General features: G+C 56.7%; 11 protein-coding genes and 1 pseudogene. 5 read left to right on the plus strand and 7 right to left on the minus strand.

Features of this window, described 5'->3' with window-relative positions:
* Positions 1-42: 42 nt before the first annotated feature.
* The 3 genes and pseudogenes from ABVF61_RS27650 (at position 43) to ABVF61_RS27660 (ending at position 2,724) form a co-directional block, all read left to right on the plus strand.
* Complete coding sequence (locus ABVF61_RS27650; protein WP_353996834.1) at positions 43-966, plus strand: alpha/beta hydrolase; 924 nt, start codon at positions 43-45, stop codon at positions 964-966.
* A 528-nt stretch (positions 967-1,494) separates the two neighbouring features.
* Positions 1,495-1,593 (plus strand): annotated as a pseudogene (locus ABVF61_RS27655) (transposase); the annotation flags it as partial.
* Positions 1,594-1,914: 321 nt separating this feature from the next.
* Positions 1,915-2,724, plus strand: a complete 810-nt coding sequence (locus ABVF61_RS27660) for a peptidoglycan-binding protein (protein WP_353996835.1) — start codon at positions 1,915-1,917, stop codon at positions 2,722-2,724.
* 328 nt (positions 2,725-3,052) lie between these two features.
* Here the strand turns inward: ABVF61_RS27660 and ABVF61_RS27665 are convergent, their stop codons facing one another.
* The gene (locus ABVF61_RS27665; RefSeq protein ID WP_353996836.1) at positions 3,053-3,808 is read right to left on the minus strand and encodes a hypothetical protein; all 756 of its coding nucleotides are present in this window, start codon (positions 3,806-3,808) and stop codon (positions 3,053-3,055) included.
* Between the two features lie 25 nt (positions 3,809-3,833).
* Positions 3,834-5,075, minus strand: coding sequence for a metallophosphoesterase family protein (locus ABVF61_RS27670; RefSeq protein ID WP_353996837.1), 1,242 nt, complete (start codon positions 5,073-5,075; stop codon positions 3,834-3,836).
* Positions 5,076-6,118: 1,043 nt separating this feature from the next.
* Between ABVF61_RS27670 and denD the strand changes: the two genes are divergently transcribed.
* Both denD and ABVF61_RS27680 read left to right on the plus strand, forming a co-directional pair.
* Positions 6,119-7,105 carry a D-erythronate dehydrogenase gene (denD, locus tag ABVF61_RS27675; protein WP_353996838.1) on the plus strand — a complete coding sequence of 329 codons (987 nt, stop codon included), beginning with the start codon at positions 6,119-6,121 and terminating at the stop codon, positions 7,103-7,105.
* Positions 7,102-7,878, plus strand: a complete 777-nt coding sequence (locus ABVF61_RS27680) for an SDR family oxidoreductase (protein ID WP_353996839.1) — start codon at positions 7,102-7,104, stop codon at positions 7,876-7,878. Before denD ends, ABVF61_RS27680 begins: the two co-directional genes overlap by 4 nt.
* A 44-nt stretch (positions 7,879-7,922) precedes the next feature.
* Here the strand turns inward: ABVF61_RS27680 and ABVF61_RS27685 are convergent, their stop codons facing one another.
* The 5 genes from ABVF61_RS27685 to ABVF61_RS27705 are packed head-to-tail and all read right to left on the minus strand — an operon-like array spanning position 7,923 to position 13,420.
* Positions 7,923-9,431, minus strand: coding sequence for an aldehyde dehydrogenase (NADP(+)) (locus ABVF61_RS27685; RefSeq protein ID WP_353996840.1), 1,509 nt, complete (start codon positions 9,429-9,431; stop codon positions 7,923-7,925).
* A 12-nt stretch (positions 9,432-9,443) separates the two neighbouring features.
* Positions 9,444-10,598, minus strand: a complete 1,155-nt coding sequence (locus ABVF61_RS27690) for a fumarylacetoacetate hydrolase family protein (protein WP_353996841.1) — start codon at positions 10,596-10,598, stop codon at positions 9,444-9,446.
* A complete protein-coding gene (locus tag ABVF61_RS27695; RefSeq protein ID WP_353996842.1) occupies positions 10,595-11,431 on the minus strand; it encodes an alpha/beta hydrolase in 837 nt (278 codons plus the stop codon). The genes ABVF61_RS27690 and ABVF61_RS27695 overlap by 4 nt, the downstream gene beginning before the upstream one ends.
* On the minus strand, positions 11,428-12,066 hold the full coding sequence (locus ABVF61_RS27700; RefSeq protein WP_353996843.1) for an IclR family transcriptional regulator: 639 nt from the start codon (positions 12,064-12,066) through the stop codon (positions 11,428-11,430). Before ABVF61_RS27700 ends, ABVF61_RS27695 begins: the two co-directional genes overlap by 4 nt.
* Entirely contained in the window at positions 12,059-13,420 is a 1,362-nt protein-coding gene (locus ABVF61_RS27705) for a substrate-binding domain-containing protein (RefSeq protein WP_353996844.1), read from the minus strand. Before ABVF61_RS27705 ends, ABVF61_RS27700 begins: the two co-directional genes overlap by 8 nt.
* Positions 13,421-13,427 lie beyond the last annotated feature (7 nt).

A 13,427-nucleotide genomic window follows, 5' to 3' on the forward strand; every position in this document is an offset into this window, starting at 1 on the left:
GACCCCGTTTGACGAGGGTGAACTTCAGTGCAACGAAGCCTCATGCTGTCACGCCATCAACGTTTCTGGAACGGCTATGCAAGGTTGGTTCAAAAACCGGTGCTCGCCTCGATCCCACATCAACCAACGGTTCGCCGCATTGCTGATTTGAGCGCAGCCATCACCTTGAAGACTCCCAGCGGATTAAGGCTGGTAGAAAAATCATTGGAATGGGGAACTGGCTCAGTTCGAACAACAGTTTGCCAGGTTGGTCAAGATCCGACAGGCGGCAGTATGCTGTATCTACATGGCGGTGCGTTCATGATTGGCAACTTGCGCGGTTATCGCCACCTGGTTGCCAGGCTTGGTGGCGCAGCAAACCAGAAAGCGTACTTCCTGCACTACGGGCTCTCTCCCGAACATCGCTTTCCGACGGCGCTTGACCAAGCGACAGCAGCATATGAAGCCCTTTGTGCTGATCGTAAAGCAGGTCCTATTAGTCTTATTGGCGACAGTGCAGGCGGCAACCTAGTCTTCGCCTTATTGCATCGCATTTGCTGCCGTGGCTTGCAGCAACCAGTTGCTGTTGCCGGAATTTCACCATTCGCCGACCTGCGTTTGACCAACGGATCGTTGCAGGCGAATGCAAGATCTGACCATTTGGTCCCACTTAGTTGGATCCTTCGGGGCAAAAGTGCCTATCTTGCCGGACACGATCCTAGCGACCCCGAGGTCTCCCCGGTGCTTGGCAAATTCGTGGCTGCGCCGCCATGCCTGATCCATGTCGACGAAACCGAGATACTGTTTGACGATTCGAAGGCTCTTGCCGATCGTCTTCGAGATCAAGGCGTCACAACTAAATTGCAGATGTTCGAAGGGCGGTCCCACGTTTGGCACTTGAACGTCGGACGATGCCCGGAAGCAGACAGCTCCGTCGCAGAAATCGGAGCTTTTGTTAAGAAACAGGTGGCCGACCGGACGGTGTAGTACTTTTGGTTCGCTTTGATTGATGCTCTCCACCTCACGTCACAATGCGAGATGACCCTTGCATACGGCACAAAAGCAGTCATTGCCTGCATGCTGCGACTGTCTGCTTTGTCCGCTTAGCAGTATTTCTCACAAACTGTATTGAATGTCCTGTGTGGATGGCTCCTGCATAGCAAGACATTTTTGATCTGATTTGTGCGTTTGTCAGAAGCAGTCATGTGTCCGGCCTTTTTGCGCGGTTTTGATCGCTGGCCCTGATGGGTTCCGCAAACCAGGTCCCTTTCAGCTTAGCGGGTGACCCAGCCCCCTGATCCGGGCCGTTCAAGCGCAGGATCCGTTCACGTTTTTCCAGTGTTTGGTCTTTGGTCATGGCCTGCTGAGTGGAACCATGGCGCAGCTCAAGCGAAGCAGGCTCGCACCAAATCGCTGCTCGAAAATCTCAGCGTATCTCTACAAAGTGTGATCTGCTCCACTGAATGTTCCCCGTCTTGAGGTTAGTCTGTTCTCAAATGAAGGTAGCAGACGACGAAGCGATCCAGGTTCTCTGAGGAACAGATCATCAGCATCTTGAAAGAGCATCAGGCCGGCATCTCGGCGTCGGAGCTTTGCCGCGCGTATGGCGTTAGCACCGATATGACAGGCCTTTGGTCTGGGTCGAGCTAAGGAAGACAAACGGCAGGATCAATCCTTGTCGAAGAAGATGACGCCAGGGTTTGGAAGCCTGGGTATTGCGCTAACTGGTGCAGCGATTGACGCAAATTTATTGCAGACGAATTGATTGAAAGGACGTGCGCAATGCCAGAATTTGGTGGGCCTAAATACTGGCCATTGCTAAAGAATTATACGGAGTCATATACTGTCGAAGTTCTCCAAAAAGACCTGAATCTGATCGCAAAAGTGCAGAACCTGCATAAAAGCTATATTCCAAGCAGCAAGGCCTTGTCTAAAATGGGCCATAACACCTTCAGTGATCTGAAGGACAGCGATCTGCTGCTGGTTCCGGATGGCAAATACGGCCGTCTCACCGCAGGGCGCGTTGTTATTTTTCAGGATAATTTCAAGCTGCCGACAATTGACGGGATCGTGGGCACAAAAGAGACATGGCCCGCCCTTGATGTGGTCATGAAGCGCGCCGAGGGCGAAATACTGAAGGCCGCGCTTAACAACAGACCCAACCTCATGCATGCAAAACAGAGTCTGCCCGGTGGCGCGGATTGTGGCTATTTTGCCGGCTACGCCGTTGCGGAAACCGTAAAGTCCGCGCTCGGCCCGATCTCGATCAGCTTTAACAGCGACGATGCGCTGGCGGCACGCGATGAATTTGACGAAACGATTGATGTGAAGGACCACGGGAAGGAAAACACCGGAAAAGACCTCCATGTCCTGGATGCTGCGCGGTATCTGGAAAGCCTGGGCGCAGGTGGGTTTCGATTGCACGACATGAACCCGGGCAATTTCGCAACTGAAGACAAATTGATAGAATTCCTGGATGAGCGAACAAATGGGGGGCGATCCCCTGCCATGGTTGCGCTCAGCAATGTGGTGAGCCCATCAATTGGGCATTGGGTTTCCGTTTTGGGAAAAAACAAGCTTTTTGGCATCACGCTTTATCTGATCTACGACAGCTCGGGACGTTTGCCGGATGCGATGAAAGGCGCGGGATCCATCGCCGGAGTGACCTGTGTCTGGGTCGACGAATTTGTTTTGCGCGGATTTTTCGACGATCGCAGCGCCAGCCGCATCGTCTCACGGTTTTAAGGTGCGTAGGTTTTGAATTCTTCAAGGTTGGAAGGGTGGTCAGCAGCAACGGGAGTGTACAAGACGTTGCCGCAACAAAAGCCCTTTTGTTCAAGCTGTTTTTTGATATCTCGCAAAATCCTGACTAATCCCGCGAAATCTCAGAATTCAAAATTCCCAATCTGAGGGTTACAGGTTCGAATCCTGCCGGGCTCACCAGCTTTTTCAACTGGTGAGCTCCCGGACGAATTTTACGCCGCGCACGTTGCGTCCGATGACGGAATCCAGTTCTGCGCCGATTTCAAGACAGTCGTAATGTCAGGCAAAGCGCCGCGATTTATGATGGAAACTACTTTCCGAGATAATGCTCTGTGTGCCACATGCCTCTTAATGGGGCTGCACCTTGCTGATCTCTTTGAAACTCGTGCCACCAGCGTGCCGCTTGCCAAATTGCTTCGGGGCAGCTAGCCCGACTTTCCAGACCTGGTGTCAGATCGTAACCGTTGGCCGAACAAAGTGCTTCGATGAATGCCGCAGACGGAAGACCGTATCCGTCGAACAATGGGTTATCGGCTCTTCCAACCCCCCAGACATAGCCAAGCCAAAGCAAAAGCAGTTCGACGCAATCAAGATCTACGCGCTGTTTCTTGAACTGCAGAATGGTTTTCTTCATCTCGCTCAACTTCACCGGCACTCTCAGGACCGCTATGTTAGGAAACATATTTTTGCTGGCGTAGTTGGATAGATGAGCCTCTTCAACCGCGTTGTCGGACGGCGGATAGCCAAATCCCTCTGCGGGTTCCAGCGCAATCTCCCAGATTGCACCCTTTTTCGTGGGCCCCGATCCTTGCAGCAGCACGACGTGCGACCAGTGGCTTGGGCTCATGTCATTTCTTAAATGTCCCTGTGCGACACGGGTATGGAAGTAGGATTTCTGCGTGCCGCCCATCAGAACAAGATAGGACATGCCCCGCGCGCCGTCTTCCGCTGCAAGTTTCTTGAGATTTCTCTCTACCCATTTCACATTGTCTTCGTTTCGATGCCTGGGTGTCTGGACAAAATCGGGATTTAATTCCTTGGCTGATGAGGCAATGATATTGAGCATCTGAACTCTCCTGAAAACCTGTCATCTAAAGCAGCCCGAGAGATACTTTCTCGGGATCCTTCGGTCGTTTATGGACCTCGTAGTAGGTGACTTTTGCTTCGAGCGTGTTGGCAGCTCTGCGCAGTGCAAGCATTGAAAGTTGGTCGCCTTGGTGTTTGTAGATGACCTTTGTTTGATAGCGTTTGCCGAAAACGCTTTGAGCAAAATATGGCTCAGGATCGGGCGCGGATGAGTGACGTGGCCAACGTGTTTCCTCGCCTTTGAAAAATTTGCGAAATCCTGCACCGATACTTTTGAGCTGATCGTTACCGATAGTGGTGACCAGTGACGAAGGGGAGCAGATGATTTCAATGAACTTGGTGCGCCCGGCTCGTTTGACCTCAGTGACCCGTCCCCAGTGAACATCCCCGGTCAACAACAAAACAGGTCGGCCTGCGTCTGATAGGCGTTCAAGGGCTTTAACAATGCTCTCGTAGTCGCGGTAGTTGGGAAGCATCCAGTCCGCAACGGCTCCCTTGAATTCACCAACTGGTTTATCCAGGAGCGATTGCCCCGTGACAACAGCGCCGAATTTTTTCTCCGCGATCAGCCGGTCCACCCACTCGTTCAGTCGCTGGAGTCCTTCGGGAGCAAGGGTTGCACTACGATCTTCTTGCCTATGCGTTCGCTGATCCAAAACCAGAATGGAAATAGGGTCGATGTCGATTTCAATGTTGTCGCCGCGCTCAGCTGGCACCCCACACTGAAAGGCGTCATAAAGTTGATCAGCTGCGCTTTTCCATCGCTCTCGTGACTCTTGTTTCCACGAATTTTGAATAATTGGCGATCTATGAGGGAAGTTGTTCCAGTATTCGTGATCGTCAGGGCAAAATACGCTTGGCGCAGTTTTCAGTATCGTATCGAGGCCCAGATATGAGGTCCAATTTGTCCGATAATATCGCTCAAACCTGTCGGCCAGTTCGGCCTCGTTGTCCGGGTAGTTGTTGAGCGTTGGCAGATCGAGATAGACTTGATCGCCCATGAACACAGACAGATCCTGTCGTTCGGATGCAGGAATATTCAAAAAGGTTTGCGAAACGAGGGCTTGACGATTTTCAGCTTGGTGGAAGCAGGAACATAACAACACACGGAACCAGGTATCCTTCGGAATCTCCCGGGGAGCTTGTTTTACTCTCAGCGCGACTGTCTCGCCAAACGCGGTAAGCGATACCCGATTGAACGGACCGCTGTCTTCATCAATCGAAATCTCAAAGACCCCGGTGAGCAAGACTGTTCCAGAGTTATGTGATGTGGAGAGGGGGCGCAGGATCTCCGGCTCGACGACCTCTCCGTTTAATTTCCACCGAAGAGGTTCCGGTGAGCTTTGCTCCGGTGCACCGTCGACGCAGAGCCAGACGCGTATCTTGTTCCTTGGGGCAGCGCGTGGATGAAGTGTTAACTTAGTCACAATCATAGTCTCTGATAGAATACCAAAGCTTAATCCATTCACACAGCCGCCAGCAAGGGTTTAAAAGTTTTCCTAATACTACCGATGAATGAAGTAGTCGTTCCTAAAGCGCACTTGTTACGGTTTCTGATAATCACCTATCGATTTCGGTACGCAGTTTTGCGCCTCGTATGACGTATCCCGCCCCTGAATTGTCCCGGTGCACAATTTAGCTCTGTTCATTGGTGATTGCCTTAGCCGGACGTTTTCCAAGACCAGTCGACACATGTTTTTTCAGGGCGGAGAAATAACTTGAGGGTTTGAGCTTGGCCCTTGCCCGACAACGAAAAGTTCCAAGAGTTCAGCCAACGTGACTGCCTGTCGCTCGGCATTCCGTTACGCAGCTGGATCTTCTCCAAGCGTAACGCTTGCCAGAACCTTCTTGGCAACATCGTGAGCAGACGAAGCACCCTTCAGCATTTGGAGCGAAGGCATCGACGCAGCATTTTGAAATCTTCCTTCAAACTGCCTCTGCAATTGCTACGTGCTCTTTCCGACACTAAAGTCGGGCTCCATATGACGTCCAAGTGCAGGCATATCTATTGAAGCGCTCCAAAAGGTAAGGAAGAAAAATCAATGTATTCAAACAGATATAAGAAGTGATCACACTTCAGGAAAATTGCGAATACGCCAGAAATCTATTTGCTAATCCAGGGGTCACGGGTTCGAACCCTGTCGGGATCACCGGCGTTTTTTCCTTTATCACAATCACTTGCGGACGACCCTGATCGGGCAATATCCTGCGCGCCGATGCCGCAAGCGCCGGAGCCCATCCGGACTTTGGCAGAAAAGCCGGGTCGCATCGGCAGGGAGGATCACCGGATATGCATATTCTCGTCACGGGCGCTGCAGGAATGGTCGGCCGCAAGCTTGTGGAACGGCTTGCGTCAGAGCCGGATCTTTTCCGGGCAGACGTTGAAAAACTGACACTGGCCGATGTGGTTGAGCCGCCGGTTCCCACATCGCTTCTGTCGATCGCAACGACCCGGACCGTGGACCTTGCGAAGCAGGAAGACGCCATTTCGCTGATCGCCGGACGGCCGGACCTTGTCTTTCATTTGGCCGCCATCGTTTCGGGCGAGGCCGAGGTTGAATTCGAAAAGGGCTATGCCATCAATCTGGACGGGACGCGTTACCTGTTCGACGCGATCCGCAGTGAGGGTGTCCGCGAGCCGTACTGCCCGCGTTTCGTCTTTGCCTCGTCGATCGCCGTCTTCGGTGAGCCGTTTCCGGAGAGGATCAGTGATGACTTCTTCACAACGCCGCTGACGAGCTACGGCACGCAAAAGGCGGTCAGCGAACTGCTCTTGGCCGACTATTCCCGAAAAGGTTTCCTCGACGGTATCGGCATCCGCCTCCCGACGATCTGCATCCGGCCCGGAAAACCGAACAAGGCCGCTTCGGGCTTCTTTTCCAATATCCTGCGCGAGCCATTGGTTGGCGAGGAAGCCATGTTGCCTGTGGAAGAGGACGTCCGTCACTGGTTTGCCAGCCCGCGCGCCGCCGTCGGCTTCTGCGCGCACGCAGCAAGTCTCGACACGTCTCAGCTGGGTGCCCGGCGCAACCTGACAATGCCGGGCCTGTCGGCGCTGGTCGGCGAACAGATCGAGGCCCTGCGCCGCGTTGCCGGCGCCAAAGCCGCTGACCTTATCCGCCGGGAGCCAAATCCGGAGATCAGGAAAATCGTTGCCGGCTGGCCAAGGAATTTCGATGCCCGCCGTGCGTTGGACCTCGGCTTCATCGCGGAAACGCGTTTTGACGACATCATCAGAATCCACATTGAAGACGAACTGGAAGGCGTAATCCCATGACCGATACCTCAACAAGCTCCGCCGGCAGGATCGCCCTTGTAACTGGCGGCGGCACCGGTGTCGGCAAGGCAGTTTCAAAGGGGCTCAGCGCTGCGGGCTGGCACGTGATTATTACCGGCCGGCGCGATCAGGTTCTCGCCACCACAGCGGAAGAATTGGAGCGCGAGACGGGAAACAAGGTGTCCTGGATGACATGTGACGTCGGCGATCCCGGATCGGTCAGCGCCTTGTTCGAAAAGCTGCGTGTTGAGTTCGGACGCCTTGACCTTCTCGTCAACAATGCCGGCATCGGGAATTCACCCGTTCCGCTTGAGGAAATCAGCTTCGAGGAATGGAGCAACGTGGTTGCCGCTAACCTGACCGGCGCGTTCCTGTGCACACAACAGGCTTTCAAGCTCATGAAGGCGCAGGAACCTGGCGGCGGACGCATAATCAACAACGGCTCGATTTCGGCAACGACGCCCCGGCCGAATTCAGCGCCCTACACCTCGACAAAACACGCCATTACCGGATTGACGAAGTCCACATCGCTCGATGGGCGGGTGTTCAACATCGCCTGTGGCCAGATCGATATCGGCAACGCCGCCAGCGACATGACCGCCAGGATGAGCGGCGGCGTCCCCCAGGCAAACGGCGAACTGGCACCGGAACCGACGATGGACGCGGCGCACGTCGCTGACGCCGTGGTCTACATGGCGAGCCTGCCGCTCGACGCCAATGTTCTCACGCTGACCGTGATGGCAACGAATATGCCCTTCGTGGGACGCGGTTAGACCATGGATGAAAGCCGCCGGAGTGGATCCGGCGGCGTTCGAAATCAGCTCTTGGCCGCGTCGGGCAGCAACTCCGCCGACAGGTTCTGATAGCAGACCGGCCGCAGCCAGCGGCGGATCGCCATGGTGCCGACAGAGGTCGCACCAAAGTTGGTCGAAGCCGGGTAAGGTCCGCCATGCACCATGGCTTCAGCGACTTCGACGCCCGTCGGGAAGCCATTGGCCAGAATGCGGCCGGCGCGGCGCTCCAGGATCGGCATGAGCGACTTTGCCAGCGCGGCATCGCTCTCTTCCATCTGAAGAGTGGCCGTCAGCTGTCCTTCGAAACTGCGTGCGACGGATCGCATTTCCCCGTCATCCTTAACGGTGACGATCACACCGGCAGGCCCGAACACCTCTTCCTGCAGGTCGCGGTTTCCGACAAAGGTCTCGGCACTGGCCCGGTAGACGGCCGGCGTTGCTCCCCTGTTGTCGCTGACTGAGCTGAGCAGCGTTTCGACACCGGCAACGGCTCCGATCCGGCCTTGCCCGTCCCGGCAGGCGCTCGCGATCCCGTCGGTCAGCATGGTTTGCGCGCCAACGGCCTGGAGTGCCTTTACGGCGCTGGTCGCAAAGCTGTCGGCCTTCTCTCCGGCATGAACGACAACAACGCCCGGATTGGTGCAGAACTGGCCGACGCCCATCGTAAGAGACCCCGCCCAGCCTTCGCCGATCGCCTCCGCACGTGCTTCCAAAGCTCCCGGTAATAAGAAAACCGGATTGACGCTACCGAGTTCACCGAAAAACGGAATCGGTTCCGGCCGCGCGGCGCAGAGATCGAAAAGCGCACGTCCGCCCCTGAGTGAACCGGTAAAACCAACCGCCTTGATAAGCGGATGCTGGACGACGCCCTGACCGAGCGCAAGTGTCGTGCCCTGCAGGAAACCGAATGTCCCTGCCGGGAGGCCGCATGCCTTGACCGCAGCATCGATGGCCTGGGCAACCAGCTCGCCCGTCCCAGGGTGCGCCGGATGGCCCTTAACCACGATCGGACAACCGGCAGCGAAGGCCGATGCCGTGTCGCCGCCTGCCGTGGAAAACGCCAGCGGAAAGTTGGACGCGCCGAAAACGGCAACCGGTCCGATCGGTCTCTGCACCAGAAAAAGTTCCGGGCGCGGCAGGGGTTGACGATCCGGCAACGCGCTGTCGTGGCGCCGGTCCAGATAGTCGCCCTTCAGGATCGTTTCCGCGAACAGACGCAGCTGTCCGGTCGTGCGGCCGCGCTCTCCGTCAAGACGTGCTGCGGGCAGAGCGGTTTCCTGACCACCAATCTCGGTCAGGTCCGCACCCCGCGCCTCGATTTCGTCTGCGATCTTTTTCAGAAAAGCGGCTCTTTCCTGATCGCTCGTGGTGCTGAATATTTCGAAAGCATCGTCCGCAGCGCGGCACGCCCGATCGACATCGTCTACCGACGCTTCGGAAAAACTGTTTGGAGCGCCGTCGGCCGGCTGCGACTGAAACGTCGCGTCGCCTGAGACCCATTCCCCGTTGATGAGATTCTTGCCCGTTAGCATCCCGCTTGTCCCTTAGATTAGATTGCGTTTTGACAGATTGCGCATGAGCGCGCTTGTCCCGAATGTCCACTCCGCGCACTCGGTCGAGAGCCGGACTGTATTGCGCAAAGTGCCAAGCTGCGCGCATGAAATACTGACGATATCGCCGAGCTTGTGCGTGAACCCCTCGCCGGGAGCGTCGCGATCCTCGGTCGGCGCGAAAAGCGTCCCCAGGAACAGCATGAAGCCGTCGGGATACTGGTGGTGCCGCCCGCGCGTCTGGGCGACAAGGTCCTGCGGATCGCGGCTGATCTCCGTCATGGTGGAATGACCGGCGAGTTCAAATCCGTCCGTCCCCGATACGGTCAGATCCAGTTCAAGCCGGCGCACATCGTCCATCGAGAAAGTGTCGTCGAAAAGCCTGATCGCGGGACCGAACGACGTGGACGCGTTGTTGTCTTTGGCCTTGCCCAGCAACAACGCGGAGCGGCCTTCCACATCCCGCAGGTTGACATCGTTGCCAAGCGTCGCCCCCTTGACGGTCCCGGAACTATCGACCGCCAGAACCACTTCCGGTTCCGGATTGTTCCAGTTCGAAATGGGATGAAGGCCGACGGATGAGCCAAAGCCGACGGCGGACATCGGCTGTGATTTGGTGAACACCTCGGCATCCGGTCCGATGCCGACTTCCAGATACTGCGACCAGACATCCTCGGCGATCAGGGCATCCTTGAGCTGAGCCGCTTTCTCGGACCCCGGCGTAACGGATCTGAGGCTGTCGCCGATAATGGCCGTGCAACGTTCGCGGATCTTCTCGGCTTTTGCCGGATCGCCTTTTGCCTGCTCCTCGATCACCCGCTCAAGCATGGAAAATGCGAAAGTGACACCACAGGCCTTGATCGCCTGAAGGTCCGCAGGGGCGAGCAGCCAGGGCAGGGCCGGATTGGGGCTTTCAACGGAATTGGCCGCAATTTCGTCCACTGTGCCGATGGCGACGCCGTCCGCACCGGTGATCCAGCCTGCGGGATCTTCCAATTCGAGCAGGTCCCGCATCGTGGACACGGCAGCGCAGGTAATGTCGATCAGAGTGTCGCCGCGCAACACGCAAAGACTGGGCCCGGACAGATCCGGCCGCCAGGCCCGGAACACAAAAACTCCGTCGCCCGGCAGATTAAGTTGAGAAGTCATGATGATATCGTGTCCACGTCTGCAGGTTGGCTGGACTTGTTTAACCAGACGCCCAGTGCATCAATCAAGGGGCTCTTTTGCGAATTCAGATCGCTGAGGATGCTCAGGTGGTGCGCCCCGCGGACAATTATGTGTCCCGCACCGGCAGTTTCAGCCATCGCCAGTGACTGCTTCTTGAACTCGTCCGTTTCGTCACCGCCGACCACGCAAAGAAGGGGCACATCGATTGATGCACCAATCAGAGTGTGTGATCGAATCTCTTGCTCCGTCAGCCCGATCTCGTCCTGCAGGAAAGATTTGGCAACAGGTGCAAGATCGTAGACGCCGCTGATCCCGACAATACCGGCGATCCGGTCAGTAAGTCCGGCTTTGAGAGCTGTGCTCACAGCCAAATGCGCACCAGCGGAGTGTCCGACGAACAAGAACCGGATGGGGTCCGGATAAAACGCAGCAAGCTTGGCAAGGGCTGCAACCGCGTCCGCAACGAGATCGTCCATCCGAAATTCCGGCATGAGGCGGTACTCGACATTTGCGCATGTATTCCCAAACGCAGACAATCCGGTCAGCACGCACCGATGATCTTCCGCAGTGAGGCTGCGCCAGTAACCTCCATGAATGAAAACCGGGACGACATTGCCTTGACCGGCGCCGCACTTCGCCAGTTCAATCCACTGCCTTTCGTGAGGGCCATAAGCAAGCCTTTCAAAAGACAACGACTTGCCGACGGTGCTGCTGGCCTCCGCCCGCCACCGGAGCCAGTCATCAAAATCATCCAGGACATCCGAGAACCGGAACTGAGGGTCCCAGGTTCTGCGTTCGTCGAAGTCAGTCATGCAGGTGTCTCCGAATGCGAACAAAGTAGATCAGCTGCCTTGGCCAGCTCTGATCGAAGCTCGTTTCCTGTCACTTCACGGGTACCAGGCAACAAGACGCCCACAATGCAACGCTTGCTCCGGCGTTCCGAAACGCAGGAGATCACGGCACGCTGTGCCGCCACCGCCTCGAATTGATGAGCAAGGGAAATCTCGGCAAGCCCGTCGGGATCGAAGGCAGGCGGCATCAGCACACTGTAATGCCGCTGAGGGGTTATGAACGAGATGCCGCGACCACTGGAAAACGGACCGGTCGCACATGTCCCATCGCTCAAGACGGCGAGGAAGGCCGTCAGACGAGTCGATTGGCGCAGCTGGATGAGCACGGGCTCAGCTACAAGCGCAAATTCACCGAACCCGAGCGCGGACAACCCGGTTGCGAGCGCCGAGGGACCGCGCAGATAGGCCCCTCCGGTCGACCGGCTCAAGAGACCTTCGCTCTCCGCGATCGCAACGGCTCTATACCCCGACGTCGTGGCCAGTCCCACTGTGCGGGCAAGCGGGAGAGGCCCGGAAACAATCTTCTGAAGCGGTTGCTCAACCAACCCTTCGAAGATATCGATCGCCTTGTCGTAGGGCGTATCGGTCTTATCCATGTCGTGACCCTTGCTTGTTCACACCTTCCGACCGAAGTACGCGCAGGCTTGGGCCCTGGGACAGAATAGCAGTGTCTGGCAGATCCCAACCGACATGCCGTTCCGCCCAGGTATCAGCGCGCACGCTTGCCGTTTCCATACCACGGGGCAGAACGATCGGAACCGGCACTTCCACCCTGCGCGGTACGGACTTGCCGGAGAGGATATCCAACGCCACCTCGACGACCCTGGCACCCATCGCTGCCGGGTAGTCCAGCGCGACAAAGGGAACCTTGTGATAGAGCGCAAGCTTGTACATCTGGTTCAAATCGCCGCCGGTATGGGCAGGGATGCGAAGCTCGTTTTCAATAAAGAACTTTAGCGACCCGACGCCTTGCAGTCCGCTGTCGCACCAAACGCCGTCTGGAGCACCACCTCCCTGGTCGAACAGACGCTGGATGGCTTTGCGGCCACCTTCTTCGGTCCAGTCGGTGTAGGTGACTGCCTCGATCTGAATACCTGGAAACTCCGAAAATCCGGAAAAGGCTGCCGACTGGCGCCGCATCGCCGGGCTTGCGCCTTCCAGGCCGGACAGCATCCAGATACGGCCGGTACCCTTGAGTCTTTCCGCCAGCCAGAGGGCGCTTATACGCCCTATGCGCCGGTCGGAGGCCGTCACGAAGGAAACCAGCGAAGACGGATCGCGCGGACGTCGGTCGACCGCGACAACCGGAAGTCCAGCATCCGCAACGTCCTTCAGCTTGCGGTCCAAGAAAGGCGAATGGGCGTTGGTCGTGCTGACGAGAAGCAGATCAATTCCGCTTCCGACAAGCTCGTCTATCTGGTTCACCTGCGTCCCGGCGTCGTCTCCGGCCTCCCGGACAAGAAAGGCCTCAATCCGATCCGCATGCAGACGCTCCGCGTAGCGCATGCTTTCAAACATCGCCTTGCGCCATTCATTTGAGAGGGACGCGTTTGCAAAGCCAATACGGAACGGAGCAGACCCTTTGTAGGCATCCGTGGAGACCGTTTCAAAGAGGCGCGCATCCCATTCGGTGCTCGCATGATGAGCATCCACCGCGGTTCTGTCGAGTGGCAGCGTTGTGGTGCTGCCCGGCAGCGCAGCGTCAATGGCTTCGAGTGGCACAAAGGCAAGTTCAGCGGCCTTTGGTCCAAGTTTCAAGGAGCCGTGATCAACCCTTACCAGCCAGCCCCGCAGTGTCAGCGCCCTCAGAAGCCCGAACCCGGTCGACCGGCCCATGCCGACTTCGCTCAGGATCTCGTGCGTGGGTCTTGGGCTGTTCCGATGATCAAAACAGCTCAAGATCCGGGCAATACGGACGAGGTTGGATCTTGGAGTTTCGCCGGTTGGCACGGTCGCG

The organism is Roseibium sp. HPY-6 (genome assembly GCF_040530035.1).
Taxonomy (GTDB): Bacteria; Pseudomonadota; Alphaproteobacteria; order Rhizobiales; family Stappiaceae; genus Roseibium.

Bases quoted from the DNA above. Each gene is read 5' to 3' on its own strand.
- ABVF61_RS27695 (WP_353996842.1), bottom strand. From the start codon at position 11,431: ATGACTGACTTCGACGAACGCAGAACCTGGGACCCTCAGTTCCGGTTC.
- denD (WP_353996838.1), top strand. From the start codon at position 6,119: ATGCATATTCTCGTCACGGGCGCTGCAGGAATGGTCGGCCGCAAGCTT.
- ABVF61_RS27650 (WP_353996834.1), top strand. From the start codon at position 43: ATGCTGTCACGCCATCAACGTTTCTGGAACGGCTATGCAAGGTTGGTT.
- ABVF61_RS27685 (WP_353996840.1), bottom strand. From the start codon at position 9,431: ATGCTAACGGGCAAGAATCTCATCAACGGGGAATGGGTCTCAGGCGAC.
- ABVF61_RS27680 (WP_353996839.1), top strand. From the start codon at position 7,102: ATGACCGATACCTCAACAAGCTCCGCCGGCAGGATCGCCCTTGTAACT.
- ABVF61_RS27690 (WP_353996841.1), bottom strand. From the start codon at position 10,598: ATGACTTCTCAACTTAATCTGCCGGGCGACGGAGTTTTTGTGTTCCGG.
- ABVF61_RS27660 (WP_353996835.1), top strand. From the start codon at position 1,915: ATGGGCCATAACACCTTCAGTGATCTGAAGGACAGCGATCTGCTGCTG.
- ABVF61_RS27665 (WP_353996836.1), bottom strand. From the start codon at position 3,808: ATGCTCAATATCATTGCCTCATCAGCCAAGGAATTAAATCCCGATTTT.
- ABVF61_RS27700 (WP_353996843.1), bottom strand. From the start codon at position 12,066: ATGGATAAGACCGATACGCCCTACGACAAGGCGATCGATATCTTCGAA.